The following is a 20,592-nucleotide window of genomic DNA, read 5'->3' as shown; positions in this document are numbered from 1 at the left end:
TCCCCGGGCGGCGCCGCCTTCTCCCCCGACCGCTCGGTCGTCGCGGACCGCGCGGACCGTGCGGAGCGCGGAGGCCGCGGGGTCCGCGCAGGAAGCGTCGCAGGGAGCGCCCGCGGGGACGGCCGGGGCGGAAGGGCACGCGAGGGCTGGGGGGACGGCTCGGGCTGGGGGGACACGGACGCTCCTCTTCCAGTGCTGTGTGACATGGCGCAGTGCGGGACGGAAGACGGGGGAAAGCGCAGGAGGGTGTGCGGGAAAGACGGCGGACGAGACGCCCTCCCGCTCGGGATCCGCGGTGGACGACCCGCGGAACGGCCGGGCGATCCGGCGGGGACAGGGTTGAGCGGTGGTCAAATTCCCTGTTGCCGGGATGCATCGTGCGGTGACGGCCCTGCACTGTCAACGGTCATCCGGAGCCGTTCACTTCGCGGCCCGGTCGGCCCCCACCCACTCCGACGACCCCCCGGCCATTGCGTCGGCGCCCTCCCGCCGAGGCCGTGGCCTGCGGCGTTGCGCCTGAAAGGTCCGCCTTCGGCCCACCGGCCGGCGTTCCGCATCCGCACGGGCTCATGCCGCATGGGTATGAGTTGTCACCGGTCCGGCATGAGCACCTTTGCGAAGTCTGACGGTTGTTCACCCGACGCGGTCTTACAGGTACACCCTTGCGCGGTTACCGTCCGGTCATGACCCCCACCCTCGCCCAGCTCCGCTACCTCGTCGCCGTCGCCGACTGCCGTTCCATCACCGGCGCGGCCGCCTCCGTCTTCGTCGCCCAGTCCGCCCTGTCCCGTGCCGTCCAGGCCATGGAACGCGACCTCGGGGTCGATCTCCTCGCCCGCCGGGGAAGGGGGGTGGACCTCACACCGGAAGGGGCCCGGGTCGTCCGGCTGGCCCGCACCGTGCTCGACGCGGTGGAGGCCATCGACGACATCGGCGCTCCTCACGGACAGGGTGCCAGGGCCGCCCTGTCCATGGTCACCACCCCCACCCTGGCCCTCGATCTGGCCTCCGAGCTGGTACATACCTTCACGGAGCGGCACCCCGGCCTCGACGTCAGACTCCACCAGCACGACAGCCGCGAGGCCGTGGTCCAGGAACTCACCCAGGGGAGGGCCGAGTTGGCCCTCGTGGATCTCCCCCTCGACAAGGAACTCTCCACCCACTACATCCAGGAGCGCGAGGTGGTGCTCATCTCCCCCGTCGGGTCCGCGCTGCCCGACCCGATACCGTTCCGCGCACTCGACGGGCTGCCGATGGTGCTACCCACCCCCGGGACCGGCCGGCGCACCGAGATGGAGGCCATGTTCAGCTGCCTGGGCGTGCGCCCGGTGCCCTGTCTGGAGGTGGACGAACGCCTCGGCTGGGTGACGGGGGTGACCGACGGCCGCGGCTCCCTCATCTGGTACCGCGACGTGGTCGCCAGGGCCTTCGGCAGCAGGGCGGAGATACGTTCCTTCACCCCGCCCCTGCTGCGCCCGGTGGGCATCGCGCACGCCCGCCGGCCGCTGAGCCGCGCGGCCCGCGCCTTCATCGCGCACGCCCGACACAAGGCACCCATGCGCGAGCCCTCCCGGTGACCGTGCGGGCCGCGTCCCGGGCGGGCCGACCAGGGCTCCTCCGGACGGCCGGACATGCCCGCCCGGCATTGAACGATGCTCAAACGGACGGCGATTGACCCTGGCGCCGGAACCTGACTCCCCCTCACATGGTGGGCATGTCACGACTACTCCTCACACCCCCGCGCGCCGCAGCCCTCGCCACCGCGGTCCTCGCCACGGCCCTGCCGGCCGCGGCCTGGCTGACCGGACCCGCCGCCGGGCCCGCCGACGCCGCCGCCCTGACGCCTGCGTCCGCACCCCTGTCCGGCGCGGCCGGCGCCGCCGCGGCTCCCGAGCGCAAGTGCACCCTCCCCGGAGGCCTGGCGGAGCTCAGCGGGCTCGCCATGAGCCGCAAACACCCCGGCGTCTTCTACGCCGTCAACGACAGCGGGAACACCAACCAGGTCTTCGCCATCGACTGCAGCGGCGCCACCGGCCTGCTCAAGGCCACGTACACGGTCTCCGGGGTCGGCAACACCGACTGGGAGGGGCTGGCCATCGGCAAGGACTCCTCGGGCCGCCCCGCGATCCTGGTCGGCGACATCGGAGACAACTTCGGCAACCGCGCCGAGATCACCGTGCACTCCTTCACCGAGCCCGACCAGCTCGCCAACGCCTCGGTGACTCCCGTTACGTACCGCTTCGCCTACTCCGACGGCAAGCACGACGCCGAATCCCTGCTCGCCGATCCCGTCACCGGCCGGATCCACATCGCGAGCAAACTCATCGGAGCAGCAGGTCAGTTGTACCAAGCGCCGCTGTCACCGGTCCCCGGGCAACTGGGCACCCTGACCGCCGTCCGGCCGGGCCCGGTCTTCGCCACCGACGGCGCGTTCTCCCCGTCGGGGGCCTCCTACACCCTGCGCAGCGGCGGACCGTTGGGGACCAACACGGCCTCGGTGTACGACACCTCGGGCACCAAGCTCGCGGACGTGGCCCTGCCCGCGCAGTCGCAGGGCGAGACGGTGACGTACCTCGACTGCACCAGCCTGCTCGTCGGCTCGGAGAACGACACCCAGATCTGGCGCGTCCCGCTGCCCCCGGAGGCCACACCGGACTGCGGCGGCACACCGACGCCCACGCCGACCCCCACTCCGACTCCGACGCCCACCCCGACGCCGACGCCCACCCCGACGCCGACGCCCACCTCGACGCCCACCCCCGGTGACCTGAAGCTGACCAACCCCGGCCCGCAGAACTGCAAGTTCAACCAGAACTGCACCATCCAGCTCACCACCACAGGCGGAAAACCCCCCGTCCGCTACACCGCCACCGGACTCCCCTGGGGCCTGACCCTCGACGCCAACACCGGCCGCATCACCGGCAAACCCTGGGCCACCGGAACCATCCAGATCACCGCCACCGCCACCGACACCACCCCGACAACCGCCACCACCACCTTCCCCCTCACCCTCACCTGGTTCTGAAGGAACCGCGAGGGGCGGACCCCGGACCGCCCGGGATCCGCCCCTCGCCGGGTCAGCCACTCGGCGGTGGCCCGGTAGTTCTCGACGGGGTGCGCGCTCATGTCCAGCCCGCCTTGGCCGCGAGTCCGCCGCGCAGGGCCGGTTTGACGGTGTCGGCAGGCGTCGCGCTCGGCGAGTCGGCGCCGAGTCCGCCCGTGCCCCGTCGCCGACGGCACGGAACGCGAGCACGCGTACCGGCTGGTCCACGCGGCCGCCGACGAAACCTGGCGTACAAAGAGTGCGTTGGCCGATGCCTGGCGACCCGCGGGGTCATCGCCCCCTCCGGCCTCTTGGATCCCCCCAGCAAGGAGCAGCACCAGCATGTGGAAGTGTGAACAGGTCATCGGTGGCGCCCTCGACGTGGAGGAGGCGGCCGCCCTGTACCGGGCGTCCACCCTCGCGGAACGCCGTCCCGTGGAGGACACTCAGCGCTTCACCCGGATGCTCGCCGGCTCCAACCTCGTCATCGTCGCCCGTGACGAGGACGGCCGCCTCATCGGGATCTCCCGCTCGATCACCGACGGCGCGTACTCCACCTACCTCAGCGACCTTGCCGTCGGCGCCGCCTACCAGGGCAAGGGCGTCGGCCGCGACCTCATCCGTGCCACCCGGGAGGCCGCGCCCCAGGCCGGCCTGATCCTGCTGGCGGCTCCGGCGGCCGTGAACTACTACCCGCACATCGGGTTCACCGCGCACAACTCCGCCTGGACGATGGACGGTCCGGCCGAGAAGGCCTGAGTCGTGCCGTACACGTGCCCCGGTGCCCCCGGCACCGGGACACCGGGGCACCGGGGGGTACGCGGTTTCAGCCCGTGTTCGTGGCGCACGGCGAGGGTGCCGCAGGCGCGGGCGGGGCCAGGACGGAGTCCAAGCGGCGGACCGCGGAGCGCCGCTGGACCACCGACAGGGCCGCGATCCCCACACCGAGGGCCAGCCAGCCCGCGGGCCCGGCCGTCATGACCGCGCCGGTCAGGAGCAGCGGACCGGCCGACTTCTGGACGGACATGGCCATGCCCGCCACTCCCAGGTACGAGGCCCGCGCTTGCTCGGGGGCGAGCGAGACCGCCAGTTCCCAGGAACTCACCGACCGCAGCAGCTCCGCCCCCGTGACCAGCACCGACGCGGTGAGCAGGGCCACCGACGCGGCCACGACCCCGGTCCCGGCGCTGAGGGCCAGCAGGACGCAGCACGCGAGCATCGTCAGCCCGTACAGGGAGACCGCCGCCGAGGCCTGCCGGGGTTGTTCGAACCTGGCCGAGACGCCGAGTTGGAGTACGACGACCAGCACCGTGTTGATGACGAGGAAGGCCGGGACCAGGGCGTGCGGCGCGTCGGTGTGGACCACCAGCCACAGCGGCAGGCCGACCGCCAGGACCGAGTCGTCGAGGCTCATCGGGATGTCGAGCAGGACGAAGCGCAGGTAGCCGCGGTCCCGCCAGGGGCTCGGCGGCCGCGTCCGCCCGGGCGCCGCCTCCCCGGGCGCCGCCTCCCCGGGCGCCACATCCGCGGCCGCCGCCGGTCCGGCCGCCGCATCCACCGTGCCCGCGGTCGCCGCATCCCCCGCGCCCGCGGCCACCCGGCCCTCGGCTCGCGGTTCCCGGGTGCGCCAGACCAACGCGGCGGCCGCGAGGAACGACAGCGCGTTGGCCAGGATCAGCGCCCGGTAGGCCTCCGGGGTCCCGAGCGCGAGACCGGCGGCGGCGATTCCCGCGCCCACCGCGTAGCCCGCGTTCGCCGTACTGCGCGACAGCGCCTGATAGGTGACGCGCCGCTCACCCGCCACCCGTGTGGCGAAGAGCATCTCCATTGCTTTGGCCGCCCGGTCGCCGAGGTAGGTGACGGCGACCAGGGGCAGGAGCACGTCGAAGCGGGTGACCACGAGCAGGGCGCCGAGAGTTCCGAGGCGCAGCAGGTGACAGCCGATCAGCAGGGACCGTACCGGGAACCGTCCGGCCAGGTGTCCGGCCAGGGGGGATCCGGCGATGCCCGCCACGGCCGCGGCGCCCAGCATGAGGCCGATGCGGCCGGAGTCCAGGCCTAGGACGAAGGTGAAGTAGAGGACCGAGACTGCGGCCCACATGCCCGTACCGGCGCGGTCGAGGAGTTGGGCGAGCAACATGATCCGGGCGTCCCGACCCCCCGGTGGCCGCCTCAACTGGGCCACCAGCCCGGGCCGTCGCGGCTCCCGCCCCTGCCCCGACCGCCTCCGCCATCCCTGCGAACCCTTCCCAATCCCCGTACCGCGCTGCCGCCGCATCCCATGACCTCCGAGCCCCCGCGAAGGTATCTCGATATCGAGATACCAGCGGAAGCCTGCCCGAGATCAATCTTGACGTCAAGATATTTCCGACCGGGCCGCCCCCACGCATTCCGGCACGAGATCGGGGCATAAGCAGCCTGCGAGAAGGGAGAACATCATGATCGCGCTTGGCATCGTCCTGTTGATCGTCGGCTACCTCCTCGGCATTTCGATCCTGTGGACCTTGGGGATCATCCTCGTCGTCATCGGGGTCGTGCTGTGGGTGCTCGGATCCGTCGGGCACGCGGTCGGAGGGCGGCGGCACTATTGGTAGCGCGGACACGGGCGCGCACGGTCGCGCACCGACGCGCTCCCCGGGAGCGGCTCCATGATCCAGATGTCCATACCGCTGATACCCGCGGATGACGGCGCACTGCTGATCCCCGCCGATCACGTCACCGCACTCCTGCGTCGCCTCGCGGCCGACTGGCTGGAGTCGGAACGCACCGGAGAGATGTGCGGCGACGAGCGGACCGTCCGGGACCTGGCGGGCGTACTGACCGAACTGGCCGATCAGATCGACGTCGAATGCATCGGGTTCGCTTCGGTCTCTCCACGCCCGTAGGGCAGCGCCATATCCGGCGATTCGCCACAAATTGCAGGCCACCGTCCCCTGACGCATGGTGGCAGCAGTACCCCCTCAGGAAGGAAGAACCCCGTCATGGGCAAGGCAAAGGCAAAGGCGAAGCAGGCCAAGGGGAAGCTCAAGGAGAGCCTCGGCAGCACGATGGACGACAAGCGCATGCAGGCGGAGGGAAGCACCGAGCGCATGGCCGGCAAGGCCGAGGAAATGACCTCCGATGCCGCGGACAAGATGAAGAAGGCCAAGGGACAGCGCTGAGGATGCCGCACGAGCAGGGCGCGCACGATCCCGCCGGGCCGCCTCCCCCTGCCACGGAGGAGGCGGCCGTGGTCCGTCTGTCCGGCGAGATGGACATCAGCCGGGTCGACGAGGTGCGCGCCCTGCTGCTCGAAGCGGTGACCCGTACGGGCGGCCGCGCGGACATCATCGTCGACCTCAGCGGTCTCGCCTTCTGCGATTCCGCGGGACTGAACCTGCTGCTCCGGGCCCGCCTGCAGGCATCGGAGTCCGGCCACACGCTGCGCCTGGCCGCGCCGCGCGCCCAGATGCTGCGGCTGCTGGAGATCACCGGCTCCCTCCCCCTCTTCCCCATCGACGCCGTCCCGCCCGGGTCCGCCGGCCCCTGACGCCTACCCGACCCGGCCCCCGCGTTCCAGGTCGGACTGGTCCTCGCCCTCACCCTCGTCCGCGTCCGCGTCCTCCAGCATCCCGGTCCGCAGCCTGGCCATGATGCGGCTCAGCAACCGTGAGACGTGCATCTGGGACAGGCCGAGTCGATCGCCGATCTCGGACTGGTTCAGCTCTTGACCGAAGCGCAGCGAGAGGATCAGCCGGTCGCGGTCACTGAGCGTGGCGAGCAGCGGCTTCAGCGTCTCCAGGCATTCGATGCGGTCGTACGCAGCCTCCTCCTCCCCCAGCGGCCACCCCCGGGGGGCGCCGTCCCCCTCGGGTCCCACAGGGGCGTCGAGGGAGCCCGCCACATAGCCGTTGGCGGCGCGGCGGCCCTCGTCCAGCGCCTCCGTGGTGATGCCGAGGTGCTCTGCCAGCTCCAGGTCGGTCGGTTGCCGTCCCAGGCCCTGTTCGAGCACGTCGTGGGTCTTGGCGATGTCGAGGCGCAGTTCCTGGAGGCGCCGCGGGACCTTCACGGACCAGCTGGTGTCGCGGAAGAACCGCTTCATCTCACCGGTGATGGTGGGAATCGCGAACGTCGTGAACTCGACCCCCCGCTCGACGTCGTACCGGTTGATCGCCTTGATCAGGCCCACCGTGCCGACCTGGACGATGTCCTCCATCGGCTCGGAACGGTTGCGGAACCGGCGTGCCGCGTACTTCACCAGGCTGAGATTGAGCTCCACGAGCGTATTGCGCACGTACGAGTACTCCGGCGTCCCCTCGTCCAGCTCCTTCAGTCGTCGAAAGAGCGCGACGGACAGGGTCCGCGCCTCGCCGGTGCTGACGGTGAGCGGATCCTCCGGGACATCGGGCGTCTCGCTGCGGAGGCCGATGCGGAGCGGATCCGTGGTGTCGCTGGAAACGGGTGCCATGAGCTTCCTCCGACGGATTGGTGGCCACCGGCCGCCCCGAGGAGGGCGGCGGGAACCGTCGTGGTCTTCCCGAGGGGATATACCCGGACGGGGGAAGGCTGACCCCTCTTTTACGGAACCTCCTCGTCCGGTACCCCCTCGTCCGCCTCCCCGCCCGATGCCTCCTCGTCCGGGACGTGGACGTGCAGCACGCAGATGTCGTCGCGGTGGGCCGTGCACAGCGCGGCGAGCGTGGGGGCGAGGATTTCCCCGAGGCCCTCCCGGAGGAGTCGCACGGCCGTCTCCGCCAGGCGGTCGAGGCAGGTCTGGATGTCCTCGCCCGGTTCCTCCACGAGCCCGTCGGTGTAGAAGAGCAGGTGGTCGCCGGGCAGCAGGTCGACGGCGGCCTGCTCGTAGGAGGCTTCGAAGGTCGCGCCGAGAAGGGCGCCCTGCGGCTGCTCGAGGAACTCCGCCCGGTTGTCGCGGATCAGCAGGGGCGGCAAGTGGCCTGCCCGTACCCAGATCAGCCGCCGGTCCCGGGGCCGGTAGCGGGCCATGACCATGGTGGCGGTGGCACTGCCCGACGGGTCCGAACGTGTGTGCAGCAGCAGGGTGTTGAGTCGACGGAGGACTACGGGCAGGGGAGAGCCGGTGATCGCCATGCCCTTGGCGGTGAACCGGAGCTGGGCCATGGTCCCGACGGCGGCCAGCCCGTGGCCGGCCACGTCTCCGACGACGAACAGGGCGCTCTCGTCGGGGAGTTCGATGGCGCTGTACCAGTCGCCTCCGACGTTGATCCCGCTGTCGGCGGGGACGTAGGCCACATCGATGCACAGGCCGGCCAGTTCCAGGGACTGTTCGGGGATCGGCAGCAGCGCGTCCTGGAGCGATGCGGCGAGCGCGCGTTCCGCCTGGAGCATGCCCCGCTGGAGGAGGACGGCCCGCTCGCTCTCGTGCAAGGCGTGTTCGATGTCGTGCTGTGCGGTCAGGTCCTGAAAGAAGCCGTGTACCTCGACGGGTGTGCCGTCGGCGTCCGTCTGGGCCTCGGCGACGATCCGCAGGTGCCGGACTCCGCGCCCGGTGGTGATCCGGAACGGCTGGTCGATGGGCTCCCCCTCGCTCAGCAGCCGCTCGACGGCGGCACCCAGCAGGGGAAGGTCGTCGGGGACGAGGTGGCTCGGCAGTTCCTCCAGCGTCATGGGCCCCCGGCCCGGATCGCGGTCGAAGATCGCGTACACCTGGTCGGACCAGGTGACGGTGTCGGTGACCAGGTTCCAGCCCGCCCAGCCGAGGTTGCCGAGGCGCTGCATGTCGGCCAGCCGGCGGACCTCGCGCTGGCTGGTGTCATGGCAGACCCAGGACACGACCAGGTGGTCTCCGAGCCTGGACGCCCGGACCGAGTAGACGGACTGCCGGGGGACGCCGGCGACCACTTCCTGGTAGGTGAAGGGTTCCCCCTCGTACCTCGTTCCGGTGGTGAGCGTCTCGAGGTACCCCTCCCAGAGGGCTGTGCCCGCAACGGTGGGGTACGTCTCCAGGATCCGGCGGCCCACGAGCTCCTTGCCGCGCCGGCCGGCCACGTCCACGGACTCGGGTGCCGCCGCGTCGATGCGGTAGTCCTCCACCTCGCCCGTCTCCGAGCGCAGGGGGGTGAGCAGGGTCGCGGGTCCGGCCATGGTGTCCAGGATCAGCTGGACGGACGCCACGTAGTCGCTGCCGGCCGCTCCCACGGCCTCGGCGTCCCGGGCTTGTTCCGGCGCCCCCAGGGGCCCCGCACACAGCCGGCCGGCCTTGCGCAACAGGGCCCGCGTCTCGGCGGCGAAGGGGCCCGGCCGGGTGCGCAGGAACCCGATGGCCGCCCTCGGCTGCCCGTCGACCGGCACCGGGACCCAGGCGCGCGCCGGCCACCGCTCCGGCGGGTCTCCGATCAGCAGATAGCGCCGGGCGTCCTCACGGGGGTCCTCCAGCCAGAGGGCACGGCGGGCGGCGATCGCTTCCAGGGCGGCGACTCCGCTCAGCGGGGGAATGTGGCGCCACTGCTCGGCGAGCGCCTCGTCGATTCCGGCGCTTCCGGTCAGATCCAGGCTCCCGGCGGCGGCCACGGTGTAGATCATCACCGCGTCCACGTCGGTGGCCCCGCCGAGCACGGTCACCAACAGTTCCGCGATGTCGTCGCCGCCGTGCGCCGCGGCCAGGCCGTCGGCGACCCGCGCCAGCAGCCGGTTCAGCTCGCCGTCGCCATGGTGGTGCCCGGCGAGATAGCGGCGACGGTTGAACGCCGAGGTGCCCGGCTCGTTCCTCGGGCCCGTGGTCGAGGCCGTGGGCAGGGAGATCCGCGCGGTCCCCGGCGACTGGCGCACGCGGACCTGCCCCAGCGTGATCCAGCACTCTTCCAGGACGGTCCGGCCGCGTCGGCGGGCCCGCTCGAGGAGCAACTCGTTCGCCGCGTCGGCGGAGATGCCCGCCTGGGCCATGAGTACGCCCTTGGCCCGCTCGACCACGGCCGTGGTCGCGGCAACGCCTTCCAGGTCGACGACTTCCGACCGGAGTCTGGCCACGACCCTGGCGAGCGCCACCACCTCGGGTGCGGCGCTCTCACCCACGGGTGCGGCATCGCCCTTCACCCCTTGAGCATGCCACGCCCGCCTGTCTCCCGCCCGGGTGCGGCACCGGCGTCACTCATCGCGCGGGCCGACCCACCGCGTCCCCTTCCGACCCGGCTTCCCGCTCGGCTTCTCCGGCTGCTGCGGACGGTCCAGACGGCTGGCTTCGTCCGTGTCGGCCGCGGGCGTGGTACCGCCGTCACGGCGGTCGGCGGGCGCCTTCGCCTTGCGGCGCCGGCCCTGCTCTCCCCCGCCCTCCAACGGCACTCCTCCAGCACCACCCTGCTCGTCCATGGCCGTCCTCCTCGCTCGACGGGAGCCGCGCGGCTCGGCGGCGGCCCCGCACGGGCGACTGCCCCGCCCGGGGCGGCGCAAACCGGTGGCGGCGGGCGCCCCGTCCTGCGGTCCCGGCCCTACGACCGGTTCCGCGTCGGCCCCGCACGGCTGGGTAGGCGCCCGGTGCGGGGTGCGGCCTCGGCCATCATGGCTGCGACGGGGGCCGCACTCCGTCGCCGGAGGCCACCGCACCGGGGCCGCGCGACCGCCGGGTGCCCCGTTTCCCGTCCATGACCTCTGCCAGGAGGTCCGCGGGCAGGATCCCACGCCGTACGGAGGCGCGCGGCCACGTCGGCGGCCGGGAGCCGGCGCCGTGCGGTGAAGGCCCGCAGCTGCGGTTCCTCCTCGCGGGGCCGGAGGGATGCGGTGGCGGCGGACAGCATGCCGCAGGCGTCGTCCACGACGGTCTTGGCGGTGAGGGCCGCCCGGGCGCGGTGCCGATGTCGGCGACGCCCAGGGGCTCGGGGACCCAGGTGAGCAGGGCCGTGGTCCCCACGTCGGCCGGCTCCCGCAGCAGCCTGTCCGCGCGCGGATCGCCGCCTCACGGCAGCACGCACGGCACTCCGCGCCTGCCCGAGCCCGCGACCCCGTGGACACCGGGCCGCAGCAGGGCCGGTACCGAGGACCGAGGACCGGGGGCCGGGGGCCGTCGAGCAGGCTCCGGGGCTGCCGCCGAGCGGCCCTGTGGGGAGGCGCGTACGGGTGACAAGGGCAGCGGGGTGCGCGCGCTCGCCCCGCGGCGTAGCGAAGGATCTCTGGCGGCTGGTCACGCGCCGGCCCGCACCGCCGATCCGGCCGGGCAACCCCGTGCCGTGGCACCGGTCCGTCGCAGGGAGTCCCCGTGCACGTCCTGCTCGTCGCGAGCGCCTTCAACAGTCTCACCCAGCGGGTCCACGCAGAGCTGCGCGATCACGGCCACAGCGTCGCCGTGGAGCTGGCGCTCCCCGCGGCCGACCTGGTGGCTTCCGTCCGGCGCCACCGCCCCGAGCTGATCGTCGCGCCGATGCTGACCTCGGCCGTGCCGGAGGAGGTCTGGTCCGCCCACACCTGCCTGATCGTGCATCCCGGTCCGGTCGGGGACCGGGGTCCCTCCTCGCTGGACCGGGCGGTGCTCGACGGGGTCCCGCGGTGGGGCGTCACCGTGCTGCAGGCCAATGCGGAGATGGACGCCGGCGACGTGTGGGCCTCGGTGGAGTGTCCCGGGCCGGACCCGGGCGGGTCGAAGAGCGCCTGGTACCGGGGCGAGGTAGCCGACGCGGCCCTGGAGGCCGTCCTGCTCGCCGTGGAACGCTTCGCCTCCGGAACGTACGTCCCCGAGCCGCAGACCGAGGGCCTGGCCCGCCCCCTGCTGCGCCAGGAGCACCGCAGGATCGACTGGCTGCGGGACGGTACCGAGAGGGTGCTGCGCACCCTGCGCGCGGCGGATTCCCGGCCCGGCGTACGGGACGAGCTCCTCGGCGGTACGTGGTACCTGCACGGCGGCCACCCGGAGGACCGGATGCGCGGCCGCCCCGGCGAACTGCTGGCGACCAGGGCGGGGGCCATCTGCCGGGCCACCGTGGACGGAGCCGTGTGGATCCCGGAGCTGCGGGCCCACCGCGCCCCGGGGGAACCGGCCGCCCCCAAGCTCCCCGCCGTGCTCGCGCTCGGCGAGCTGCTGCCCGAGCTGCCGGAACGGCCCCATCCACCCGAACGGCCGGAGCCGGCAGCCCCGGCGGAAGGCGGCCGGAGTCCCGGGCCCCGGCCCCGGCCCCGGCCCCGCACCTGGTCCGACATCGGCTACCACGAGGAGCGCGGGGCCGGGTTCCTGTCGTTCTCCTTCCCGGGCGGTGCGATGAGCACCACCCACTGCCGCCGCCTGCTGGACGCCTACCGTGCGGCCTGCGCCCGGCCGACTTCGGTGCTCGTGCTCGGCGGCGGACGGGACTTCTTCTCCAACGGGATCCACTTGGGCGTCATCGAGGCCGCCGCCGATCCCGCCGAGGAGTCCTGGGCCAACATCAACGCCATGGACGACCTGGTGGAGGCCGTTCTGACCACCACCGACCGGCTCGTGGTCTCCGCGCTGGGCGGCAACGCGGCCGCCGGCGGAGCCGTGCTGGCGCTCGCGGCCGACGAGGTGTGGTGCCGATCCGGCGTGGTCCTCAATCCGCACTACGGGCTGATGGGCCTGTACGGATCGGAGTTCTGGACGTACACCCTGCCGCGCCGGATCGGCCCGGCAGGTGCCGAGCTCCTCACCGCGGAAGCCCTGCCGCTGAGCGCCGGTACGGCCCGGCGGCTGGGTCTGGTCGACCGGACGGTCGACTGCCCGCCCGGGGAGTTCGCGCACCGGGCCTCTGCGCTCGCGGCGCGCCTCGCCGGCCATCCCGCCACGACCGCCCGGATCGCCGCCAAGAAGGCGCGCAGGGAGCTGGACGAGGCGCGGCGTCCGCTGGCCTCCTACCGGACGGCCGAGCTGGAGCGGATGCGGCAGACCTTCTTCGACCCGCAGGCCCCGTACCACGCGCTGCGGCGGGCCTTCGTGGGCAAGGTGCGCCCGGACGCCACGCCGCCGCACCTCGCGCGCGCCGTACCGGCCCGGCACGGCGCGCCGCCGGCCGCGCGACCGGTTCCCGTCACCGGACCGGGTGTACCCGACGCGGCACCGGACCCCGGTCGGTGCTAGCAAGAAAGGTGGGGCCGATGAGCCCCCGTGGTGACGGGCCTCCCTGCGGGCCCCGCCGCCGCCCTTCCTCCTCCCCCTCCCCAAGGAGGCTTCCGCATGGACGCAGCAACGCCGGCCCCGGTGGCAGACGACCCGGCAGCGGACGATCCGCTGATCCACATCCTCTGGATCAACGCGGGCCTGAGCTGTGACGGTGACTCCGTGTCCCTGACCGCCGCGATGCAGCCGAGCATCGAGGAGATCGTGACGGGGACGCTGCCCGGGCTGCCCCGGATCGCCGTGCACTGGCCGCTGATCGACTTCGAGTGCGGTCCCGTCGGGGGCGCGGACACGTTCATCGAGTGGTTCTTCAAGGGCGAGCGGGGCGAGATCGATCCGTTCGTGCTGGTGGTCGAGGGCTCCATCCCCAACGAGAAGATCAAGTCCGAGGGCTACTGGTGCGGTTTCGGCGACGATCCGGCGACGGGCCAGCCCATCACCACCAGCGAGTGGATCGACCGGCTGGCGCCCAAGGCGCTCGCCGTGGTGGCCATCGGCACGTGCGCCACGTACGGCGGCATCCACGCGATGGAGGGCAATCCGACGGGTGCGATGGGCCTGCCCGACTATCTGGGCTGGGACTGGAAGTCGCACGCCGGGATCCCGATCGTGTGCGTGCCGGGGTGTCCGATCCAGCCGGACAACTTCTCTGAGACGCTCACCTACCTGCTCTACCAGGCGGCCGGCTCGGCCCCGATGATCCCGCTCGACGACAAGCTGCGGCCCACGTGGCTGTTCGGCAGCACGGTGCACGAGGGCTGCGACCGGGCCGGCTACTACGAGCAGGGCGAGTTCGCGGAGACCTACGACTCCCCCAAGTGCCTCGTCAAGATCGGCTGTTGGGGTCCGGTGGTCAAGTGCAACGTGCCCAAGCGCGGCTGGATGAACGGCATCGGCGGCTGTCCGAACGTGGGCGGCATCTGCATCGCCTGCACGATGCCGGGCTTCCCGGACAAGTTCATGCCCTTCATGGACGAACCGCCGGGCGCCAAGGTCTCCACCAAGGCCAGCGGCGCGTACGGCGCCGTGATCCGCAGGCTCCGGGCGATCACCCTGCACACCGTCGACCAAGAGCCCAAGTGGCGCCACACCGGCGACAAGCTGACGACGGGCTACCGCCCGCCCTGGTGAACCCCGGCCCGGCGGCCGCCCACCCGCCCCGCACACCTCCCCCACCCGCTCCCCCCTCCACCCGCTCCTCCTCCACCCGCGCTGACGAAGGGTCACGGCACACACGATGGAACCGAAGACGAAGGCGGCCGGCGACGGCAGCGGCCTGGTCGAGATGGCATGGGATCCGATCACCCGGATCGTGGGCAGCCTCGGCATCCACACGAAGATCGACTTCAAGCAGAAGCGGGTCGCCGAGTGCTACAGCACCTCGTCGGTCTTCCGTGGCTACAGCGTCTTCATGCGCGGCAAGGACCCCCGTGACGCGCACTTCATCACCAGCCGCATCTGCGGGATCTGCGGCGACAACCACGCCACGTGTTCCGTGTACGCGCAGAACATGGCCTACGGGGTGAAGCCCCCGCACCTCGCCGAATGGATCATCAACCTCGGCGAGTCCGCGGAGTACATGTTCGACCACAACATCTTCCAGGAGAACCTGGTCGGGGTCGACTACTGCGAGAAGATGGTCCGCGAGACCAACCCCGGGGTCCTGGAGCTGGCCGAGCGGACCGCCGCCCCGCACGCGGGCGAGCACGGCTACCGCACCATCGCCGACATCATGCGCTCGCTCAACCCCATCGAGGGCGAGTTCTACCGCGAGGCCCTCCAAGTCAGCCGCTACACGCGGGAGATGTTCTGCCTGATGGAGGGCCGCCACGTGCACCCCTCCACGCTCTACCCGGGCGGCGTCGGCACCATCGCCTCGGTCCAGCTCTTCACCGACTACATGAGCCGCCTGATGCGGTACGTGGAGTTCATGAAGAAGGTGGTGCCGCTGCACGACGACCTGTTCGACTTCTTCTACGAGGCCCTGCCCGGCTACGAGGAAGTCGGCCGCCGGCGTGTCCTGTTGGGCTGCTGGGGCGCCCTCAACGACCCCGAGTACTGCGACTTCACGTACGCCAACATGACCGACTGGGGACGGAAGATGTTCGTCACCCCGGGCGTGGTGGTGGACGGCAAACTGGTCACCAACGACCTCACGGAAATCAACCTGGGCATCCGCATCCTGCTGGGCAGCTCGTACTACGACGACTGGCAGGGGCAGGAGCAGTTCGTCACGCACGACCCGCTCGGCAACCCGGTGGACCCGCGCCACCCGTGGAACCAGCACACCATCCCGGCCCCGCAGAAGCGGAACTTCGACGACAAGTACAGCTGGGTGATGTCGCCCCGCTGGTTCGACGGCAAGGACCACCTGGCGCTCGACACCGGCGGCGGCCCCCTCGCCCGGCTGTGGTCCACGGCGCTGTCCGGGCTGGTGGACGTCGGCTACGTCAAGGCCACCGGGCACAGCGTGGTCATCAACCTGCCGAAGACGATGACCAAGCCCGAGACGACCTTCGAGTGGCAGATCCCCAAGTGGAGCAACGCCCTGGAGCGCAACCGGGCCCGTACCTACTTCCAGGCGTACGCGGCCGCCATCGCACTGCACTGCGCCGAGAAGGGGCTGGCGGAGGTCCGCGCCGGACGCACCCAGACCTGGGAGAAGTTCGAGGTCCCGGACCAGGCGGTCGGCGTCGGCTTCACCGAGGCCGTACGGGGCGTCCTGTCGCACCACATGGTCATCCGCGACGGGAAGATCGCCAACTACCACCCGTACCCGCCGACCCCGTGGAACGCCAGCACCCGCGACACCTTCGGCACACCGGGACCGTACGAGGACGCCGTGCAGAACACCCCCATCTTCGAGGAGAACACCCCGGAGAACTTCAAGGGCATCGACATCATGCGGGCCGTCCGCAGCTTCGACCCGTGCCTGCCGTGCGGGGTGCACATGTACGTCGGCGGCGGCAAGACCGTCAAGACCATGCACGTGCCCACCGGCCTGAGCGGGCTGGGCGGATGAGCGCCGCGCGCACGGGCGTCGCACTGGACGCACGACAGGCCGGGCAGCGGGTGGACGAGGTCCTCGACCGGCTCGCCGCCACGGGAGACCGGGCGGCCTGCGCCGCCGCCGAGGAACTGGTCCGCGGACTCATGGAGTTCTACGGGGCGGGGCTCGCCCGGATCACGGAGCGGCTCGGCGACCACGGCCTGGCTCCGCTGCTGGACGACGAGCTCGTGGCGAGCCTGCTGGCCCTGCACGACCTCAACCCCGAGGACGTGCACCTGCGGATCGGGCGGGCCCTGCGGTCCGCGCCGGAGCAAGCGGAACTGCTCGGCTTCGATCCGGCCTCGGGCATCCTGCGGCTGAGCGTTCCCGCCGGCGGCGGCTGCGGCTGCGGCAGTTCGGACGCCGGCACCGACGGGGTCCCGCGCGGTGTGGCGGACGCCTTGGCGGCCTTCGCCCCCGAAGTGACCTCGGTGGAGGTGGAGAAGGCGGCCCCCGCCCCGGCCCTCCTCCAGATCGGCGCCCGCCCGCAGACCCCGGCACGGGCGCGGTGAGCGCGCCCGCTCCGGCCGCTCGCGGCCTGCGGAGGTTCGCCGGCGCCCGTCCGCCGCGCCCCGAAACCTGCGAACTGTGCGCGGTGGCGGTCGCCGAGGACGGGCACCGCCACCTGGTGGAGACCGAGCGGCGGGCCCTGGTCTGCGCGTGCACCGCCTGCGCGCTGCTCTTCGACCGGCCCGGCGCGGCCGCCGGCCGGTTCCGCGCCGTCCCGGACCGCTACCTCACCGACCCGGCGCATCCGCTCGGCGACGGCGCCTGGGAGGCCCTCCAGATCCCCGTCGGGGTGGCCTTCCTCTTCCGCAACGCCGCGCTGGACCGCCTGGTCGCGCTCTACCCGAGCCCCGCCGGGGCCACCGAGAGCGAACTCGACCCGGAAACCTGGCAGCAGGTGCTCGGCGCCGGACGCCTGGCCGGCCTGCTGGAGCCCGACGTGGAGGCCCTGCTGCTGCACCGCGCGGACGGGGAGACCACCTGCCACCTGGTCCCCATCGACATCTGCTACGAGCTGGTGGGCCGGATGCGCATGCTCTGGCAGGGTTTCGACGGAGGCGCCGAAGCCCGGGAGGCGCTGCGCGTGTTCTTCGAGCGGGTGGAGCGGCGGGCCCGCGTGCTCGCCCCGGATGCGGTGGAAGCGGGGCGGCCGTGACGGACTTCGCCTTCACCTGCACCGGGGTGCGCGCGGACCCGTACGCCGCCGGACCCACCCTGGTGTTCCGGCTGCGGCTGACCGCCTCGCCCGGGGTGCGCGTGCACGCCGTCGCCCTGCGCTGCCAGCTCAGGGTGGAGCCCGCCAAGCGGCGCTACGGCCCCGCCGAGGCGGACGGCCTGGCCGACCTGTTCGGCGACCCCTCCCGCTGGGGGTCCACCCTCCAGCCGGTGCAGTTCGCGCAGGTCTCGGTGATGGTCCCGAGCTTCACCGGCGAAACCGAGGTGGACCTCGTGGTGCCGTGCAGCTACGACATGGACATCGCGGCGACCCGCTACTTCGCCGCGCTGCGGGGCGGTGAGGTCCCGATGCTGATGCTGTTCTCGGGGACCGCCTTCACCGGGGCGGGCGGCTTCCACGTCGAACCGGTGCCCTGGGACCGCGAGGCCGCGTACCGGATGCCCGTGGCCGTGTGGCGGGAGATGGTCGAGCAGCACTTCCCCGGATGCGGCTGGCTGCGGCTGCCCGCCGACACCATGGCCGATCTGCTCGCCTTCCGCTCGCGGCACGCCCTCCCCTCCTGGGAGGCCACCGTGCGCGCCCTCCTGGACAGCGCGGACGGGCCGGCGCCCGCCCCGGTCCGGCTGGGGGCGCCGCCGCCGCTCGTCATCGAGAGGACCGCGCCGTGACCACGACCGCCTCCGGCCTCGCCGGCGCCCAGGACTGCCGCTTCGCCACGGCCCGGCAGGTGGCCGACGCCGTCCTCTTCGAGGGGTACGTCCTCTACCCGTACCGGGCCTCCGCGGCGAAGAACCGGATGCGGTGGCAGTTCGGCGTGCTCGTGCCGCCCGCCTGGGCCCCCGCCCACGGGGAGCACTCCTTCCAGCGCACGGAGATCCTGCTGGAGCCCCGGGGTGCGGCGACCCTCTCCCTGGAACTGCGCTTCCTGCACGCGCAGCGGCGTACGGTCCAACGGGCCTGCGCCGACGGCACGTTCGAGGAGGTCTCCGAACTCCAGCTGGACGACCGGGTGCTGGTCCCCTGGGACGAAGGGACCGAGGAACGCGTCGAGTTGTACGTTCCGGCCGCCGAACTGACAGGCTCCGAAGCTGTCTTCCCCTTCTCCCGGCCGGCCCGCGAGGAGGTCGAGCCGGTCCTCGACACCGACGGCCGCCCCGTCGGTCGCCTGGTGCGGCGTACGGAGCGGATCGAGGGCGTCCTGCGCCTGCGGGCCGTCGAACTCGAAGGCCCCTACCGGGTGTCGAAGCTCACCGCCGTGGTGGAGAACACCAGCCCGTGGACCCCGGCGGATCCGTCCGCGCCCCGCGAAGAAGCGCTGCCCCGTTCCCTGGTGGCCGCCCATCTCCTGCTGGCGCTGAGCTCCGGTTCCTTCCTGTCGATGACCGACCCGCCCGAGTGGGCCAAGGGGGCGGTCGCCGCCTGCGAGAACCGGCACACCTGGCCGGTGCTCGCGGGCGAGCCGGGCCGCGCGGACGTGGTCCTGTCCTCCCCCATCATCCTCGAGGACCATCCGGCCATCGCCCCCGAGAGCGCCGGCGCCATGTACGACGCCACCGAGATCGACGAGATCCTGGCCCTGCGCACCGCCGCCCTCACCGACCAGGAGAAACGGGAGGCCCGCGGCACCGATCCCCGTGCCGCGGCCGTGATCGAACTGGCCGACTCGATGCCGCCCGAGGTACTGGAACGGCTGCACGGGGCCGTACGGGGCCTGCGCGACATCACCGGCGAGGACGCCGTGCCGGACCCGGACGCACTGTTCCGGCCCGGGACACCGTGGTGGGACCCGGCCGGGGCGGACTCCGCCGCTCCCGTACCCGATCACGTGACGGTCGACGGCGTCCGGGTGGGCGCCGGAAGCCGCGTGGTGCTGCGACCGGGGCTGCGGCGGACCGACGCCCAGGACCTGTTCCTCCGGGGCCGCACCGCCCTGGTGGAGACCGTGCTGCACGATGTCGACGGAGGCGTCCACCTCGCCGTCACCGTGGAGGGCGACCCGGGCGCGGACATCCGCCGGGAGCAGGGCCGGTTCCTGTACTTCCAGCCGGACGAGGTCACCGTCGCCCCCGGGGAGCCGGCGTGAGCGGCCGCACCCTGATCGCGGGCATCGGCAACGTCTTCCTCGGTGACGACGGCTTCGGTGTGGAGACCCTGCGGGCCCTGTCGGCGCACCCGCTGCCGCCGGGCGTGGAGGCGGTGGACTTCGGGGTCCGCGGGGTCCACCTCGCCTACCAGTTGCTGGACGGCTACGACACGGCCGTCCTCGTCGACGCCACCGCGCGCGGCGGGGCCCCCGGCACCCTGTACCTGATCGAGGTCGGCGTGGACGACGTGCACGCCGCGCCGGGCGGGTGCGCCCTCGACGGCCACGACATGTCGCCCGCCACCGTCCTCGCCCTGCTGGACACCCTGTGCGCCGGGACCGGCACCGAAGCGCCCCGGCGCGTGCTCGTCCTCGGCTGCGAACCCGCCTGCGTCGTGGAGGGCATCGGGCTGAGCCGGCCGGTGGCAGACGCGGTGCCGGAGGCCGTGCGCGCGCTCCTGGACCTGCTCGGGCAGGAGGAGCCGTACGCACCCGAGAGGGATGACCCGAACCGCCGAGAATTGAGGAGTACCCCATGAAGAAGGTCGTCGTCGGCGGGGCCGCCGCCCTGGCCCTGGTCGCCGTCCTCAAGCAGATCCTGCCCGACATCAGGCGCTACTTGCGCATCCGCCGCATGTGAACGCGTACGCCCCGGCCTCCGAATGGAGTACGGGGCGTACGGCTCCCGGCGTGCCCGGCCGTGCCGCCCCGGTCCTGCCGGTGTAATGAGCCCCGGCAGGACGGAGACCGAATCCGATGCACGAGATGTCGATCGCCATGGCCGTCGTGGGCCAGGTGGAAGAGGCGGCCCCGGAGGCCGGCAGCGTCGTGAGCCGAGTGGAGCTCCAAGTCGGCGAGTTGGCCGGGGTGGTCCCGGACGCACTCGGCTTCTGCTTCGAACTGGCCTGCGCCGGAACGGTCCTGGAAGGGGCCGAGCTCGTCGTCCGGTCCGTACCGGCCCGTGCGCGCTGCGGCGCCTGCACGGGCGACTGGGCCGTGGGGATGCCTCCCGAACTGTGCTGCCCCACGTGCGGAAGGGCGACGGAGGTGGAGCTGCTCTCAGGACGCGAGCTGCGCATCCTCACGGTGACCTGGGAGGACGCACGGGCCGCCGGGGCCACCGTGACCCCCTGCCGCGCACCGATCTCCGAGGAGGCCTGAA

At 72.5% G+C, this 20,592-nt stretch carries 21 protein-coding genes; 17 read left to right on the top strand and 4 right to left on the bottom strand.

Translation table 11 applies throughout. The features are described 5' to 3' along the window. Window positions 1-683: 683 nt before the first annotated feature. The 3 genes from ACFVX6_RS25145 to ACFVX6_RS25135 all read left to right on the top strand — a co-directional run bounded on the left by ACFVX6_RS25145 (window position 684) and on the right by ACFVX6_RS25135 (window position 3,802). The gene (locus ACFVX6_RS25145; RefSeq protein ID WP_389694988.1) at window positions 684-1,577 is read left to right on the top strand and encodes a LysR family transcriptional regulator; all 894 of its coding nucleotides are present in this window, start codon (window positions 684-686) and stop codon (window positions 1,575-1,577) included. Between the two features lie 137 nt (window positions 1,578-1,714). Then, window positions 1,715-3,025: a hypothetical protein gene (locus ACFVX6_RS25140; protein WP_389694986.1), complete on the top strand. Its 1,311-nt coding sequence runs from the start codon at window positions 1,715-1,717 to the stop codon at window positions 3,023-3,025. 360 nt (window positions 3,026-3,385) lie between these two features. Further along, window positions 3,386-3,802, top strand: coding sequence for a GNAT family N-acetyltransferase (locus ACFVX6_RS25135; RefSeq protein WP_389694984.1), 417 nt, complete (start codon window positions 3,386-3,388; stop codon window positions 3,800-3,802). Between the two features lie 67 nt (window positions 3,803-3,869). Here ACFVX6_RS25135 and ACFVX6_RS25130 read toward each other — a convergent pair whose 3' ends face one another. Beyond that, the gene (locus ACFVX6_RS25130; protein ID WP_389694982.1) at window positions 3,870-5,183 is read right to left on the bottom strand and encodes an MFS transporter; all 1,314 of its coding nucleotides are present in this window, start codon (window positions 5,181-5,183) and stop codon (window positions 3,870-3,872) included. A gap of 298 nt (window positions 5,184-5,481) precedes the next feature. On the opposite strand from ACFVX6_RS25130, the gene ACFVX6_RS25125 reads away from it, so the two are divergent. The 4 genes from ACFVX6_RS25125 to ACFVX6_RS25110 all read left to right on the top strand — a co-directional run bounded on the left by ACFVX6_RS25125 (window position 5,482) and on the right by ACFVX6_RS25110 (window position 6,572). Next, window positions 5,482-5,637, top strand: coding sequence for a DUF6131 family protein (locus ACFVX6_RS25125; RefSeq protein ID WP_243332865.1), 156 nt, complete (start codon window positions 5,482-5,484; stop codon window positions 5,635-5,637). Window positions 5,638-5,691: 54 nt separating this feature from the next. Further along, window positions 5,692-5,928, top strand: coding sequence for a DUF6213 family protein (locus ACFVX6_RS25120; protein ID WP_389694980.1), 237 nt, complete (start codon window positions 5,692-5,694; stop codon window positions 5,926-5,928). A 96-nt stretch (window positions 5,929-6,024) separates the two neighbouring features. Then, a complete protein-coding gene (locus tag ACFVX6_RS25115) occupies window positions 6,025-6,204 on the top strand; it encodes a CsbD family protein (RefSeq protein WP_389694978.1) in 180 nt (59 codons plus the stop codon). A gap of 2 nt (window positions 6,205-6,206) precedes the next feature. Then, window positions 6,207-6,572, top strand: a complete 366-nt coding sequence (locus tag ACFVX6_RS25110) for an STAS domain-containing protein (RefSeq protein WP_389694976.1) — start codon at window positions 6,207-6,209, stop codon at window positions 6,570-6,572. A gap of 3 nt (window positions 6,573-6,575) precedes the next feature. Here the strand turns inward: ACFVX6_RS25110 and ACFVX6_RS25105 are convergent, their stop codons facing one another. Genes ACFVX6_RS25105 through ACFVX6_RS25095 form a run of 3 tightly spaced genes read right to left on the bottom strand, consistent with a single transcriptional unit; the run spans window position 6,576 to window position 10,366 of the window. Beyond that, entirely contained in the window at window positions 6,576-7,571 is a 996-nt protein-coding gene (locus tag ACFVX6_RS25105) for a SigB/SigF/SigG family RNA polymerase sigma factor (protein WP_389695014.1), read from the bottom strand. 29 nt (window positions 7,572-7,600) lie between these two features. After that, window positions 7,601-10,093, bottom strand: a complete 2,493-nt coding sequence (locus ACFVX6_RS25100) for a SpoIIE family protein phosphatase (protein ID WP_389694974.1) — start codon at window positions 10,091-10,093, stop codon at window positions 7,601-7,603. A gap of 51 nt (window positions 10,094-10,144) precedes the next feature. Beyond that, a complete protein-coding gene (locus ACFVX6_RS25095) occupies window positions 10,145-10,366 on the bottom strand; it encodes a hypothetical protein (protein WP_389694972.1) in 222 nt (73 codons plus the stop codon). A gap of 883 nt (window positions 10,367-11,249) precedes the next feature. Here ACFVX6_RS25095 and ACFVX6_RS25090 point away from each other — a divergent pair. The 10 genes from ACFVX6_RS25090 (at window position 11,250) to ACFVX6_RS25045 (ending at window position 20,591) form a co-directional block, all read left to right on the top strand. Further along, complete coding sequence (locus tag ACFVX6_RS25090) at window positions 11,250-13,076, top strand: enoyl-CoA hydratase-related protein (RefSeq protein WP_389694970.1); 1,827 nt, start codon at window positions 11,250-11,252, stop codon at window positions 13,074-13,076. Window positions 13,077-13,172: 96 nt separating this feature from the next. Then, window positions 13,173-14,246 carry a hydrogenase expression protein HypE gene (locus tag ACFVX6_RS25085; RefSeq protein ID WP_389694968.1) on the top strand — a complete coding sequence of 358 codons (1,074 nt, stop codon included), beginning with the start codon at window positions 13,173-13,175 and terminating at the stop codon, window positions 14,244-14,246. Between the two features lie 106 nt (window positions 14,247-14,352). Next, a complete protein-coding gene (locus tag ACFVX6_RS25080) occupies window positions 14,353-16,137 on the top strand; it encodes a nickel-dependent hydrogenase large subunit (protein WP_389694966.1) in 1,785 nt (594 codons plus the stop codon). Further along, window positions 16,134-16,676 carry a hypothetical protein gene (locus ACFVX6_RS25075; RefSeq protein WP_389694964.1) on the top strand — a complete coding sequence of 181 codons (543 nt, stop codon included), beginning with the start codon at window positions 16,134-16,136 and terminating at the stop codon, window positions 16,674-16,676. The genes ACFVX6_RS25080 and ACFVX6_RS25075 overlap by 4 nt, the downstream gene beginning before the upstream one ends. Further along, window positions 16,673-17,326: a DUF5947 family protein gene (locus tag ACFVX6_RS25070; protein ID WP_389694962.1), complete on the top strand. Its 654-nt coding sequence runs from the start codon at window positions 16,673-16,675 to the stop codon at window positions 17,324-17,326. Before ACFVX6_RS25075 ends, ACFVX6_RS25070 begins: the two co-directional genes overlap by 4 nt. Continuing rightward, window positions 17,323-18,015: a DUF6084 family protein gene (locus ACFVX6_RS25065; protein ID WP_389694960.1), complete on the top strand. Its 693-nt coding sequence runs from the start codon at window positions 17,323-17,325 to the stop codon at window positions 18,013-18,015. Before ACFVX6_RS25070 ends, ACFVX6_RS25065 begins: the two co-directional genes overlap by 4 nt. Continuing rightward, entirely contained in the window at window positions 18,012-19,430 is a 1,419-nt protein-coding gene (locus ACFVX6_RS25060) for a hypothetical protein (RefSeq protein ID WP_389694958.1), read from the top strand. Before ACFVX6_RS25065 ends, ACFVX6_RS25060 begins: the two co-directional genes overlap by 4 nt. Next, a complete protein-coding gene (locus ACFVX6_RS25055; RefSeq protein ID WP_389694956.1) occupies window positions 19,427-19,969 on the top strand; it encodes a hydrogenase maturation protease in 543 nt (180 codons plus the stop codon). The genes ACFVX6_RS25060 and ACFVX6_RS25055 overlap by 4 nt, the downstream gene beginning before the upstream one ends. Further along, window positions 19,966-20,070: a DUF6893 family small protein gene (locus ACFVX6_RS25050; protein ID WP_389694954.1), complete on the top strand. Its 105-nt coding sequence runs from the start codon at window positions 19,966-19,968 to the stop codon at window positions 20,068-20,070. The genes ACFVX6_RS25055 and ACFVX6_RS25050 overlap by 4 nt, the downstream gene beginning before the upstream one ends. 116 nt (window positions 20,071-20,186) lie before the next feature. Continuing rightward, window positions 20,187-20,591, top strand: coding sequence for a hydrogenase maturation nickel metallochaperone HypA (locus tag ACFVX6_RS25045; RefSeq protein WP_389694952.1), 405 nt, complete (start codon window positions 20,187-20,189; stop codon window positions 20,589-20,591). Window position 20,592 lies beyond the last annotated feature (1 nt).

The organism is Streptomyces sp. NPDC058289 (assembly GCF_042880975.1).
Classification (GTDB): Bacteria; Actinomycetota; Actinomycetes; order Streptomycetales; family Streptomycetaceae; genus Streptomyces; species Streptomyces stoeckheimensis.
Note: the sequence above shows the minus strand (reverse complement) of the source record. Positions and strands in the feature narration are given on the sequence as shown.

Coding starts and splice junctions, on each gene's coding strand:
- ACFVX6_RS25145 (WP_389694988.1), top strand. CDS start 684: ATGACCCCCACCCTCGCCCAGCTCCGCTACCTCGTCGCCGTCGCCGAC.
- ACFVX6_RS25140 (WP_389694986.1), top strand. CDS start 1,715: ATGTCACGACTACTCCTCACACCCCCGCGCGCCGCAGCCCTCGCCACC.
- ACFVX6_RS25135 (WP_389694984.1), top strand. CDS start 3,386: ATGTGGAAGTGTGAACAGGTCATCGGTGGCGCCCTCGACGTGGAGGAG.
- ACFVX6_RS25130 (WP_389694982.1), bottom strand. CDS start 5,183: ATGTTGCTCGCCCAACTCCTCGACCGCGCCGGTACGGGCATGTGGGCC.
- ACFVX6_RS25125 (WP_243332865.1), top strand. CDS start 5,482: ATGATCGCGCTTGGCATCGTCCTGTTGATCGTCGGCTACCTCCTCGGC.
- ACFVX6_RS25120 (WP_389694980.1), top strand. CDS start 5,692: ATGATCCAGATGTCCATACCGCTGATACCCGCGGATGACGGCGCACTG.
- ACFVX6_RS25115 (WP_389694978.1), top strand. CDS start 6,025: ATGGGCAAGGCAAAGGCAAAGGCGAAGCAGGCCAAGGGGAAGCTCAAG.
- ACFVX6_RS25110 (WP_389694976.1), top strand. CDS start 6,207: ATGCCGCACGAGCAGGGCGCGCACGATCCCGCCGGGCCGCCTCCCCCT.
- ACFVX6_RS25095 (WP_389694972.1), bottom strand. CDS start 10,366: ATGGACGAGCAGGGTGGTGCTGGAGGAGTGCCGTTGGAGGGCGGGGGA.
- ACFVX6_RS25085 (WP_389694968.1), top strand. CDS start 13,173: ATGGACGCAGCAACGCCGGCCCCGGTGGCAGACGACCCGGCAGCGGAC.
- ACFVX6_RS25080 (WP_389694966.1), top strand. CDS start 14,353: ATGGAACCGAAGACGAAGGCGGCCGGCGACGGCAGCGGCCTGGTCGAG.
- ACFVX6_RS25075 (WP_389694964.1), top strand. CDS start 16,134: ATGAGCGCCGCGCGCACGGGCGTCGCACTGGACGCACGACAGGCCGGG.
- ACFVX6_RS25050 (WP_389694954.1), top strand. CDS start 19,966: ATGAAGAAGGTCGTCGTCGGCGGGGCCGCCGCCCTGGCCCTGGTCGCC.
- ACFVX6_RS25045 (WP_389694952.1), top strand. CDS start 20,187: ATGCACGAGATGTCGATCGCCATGGCCGTCGTGGGCCAGGTGGAAGAG.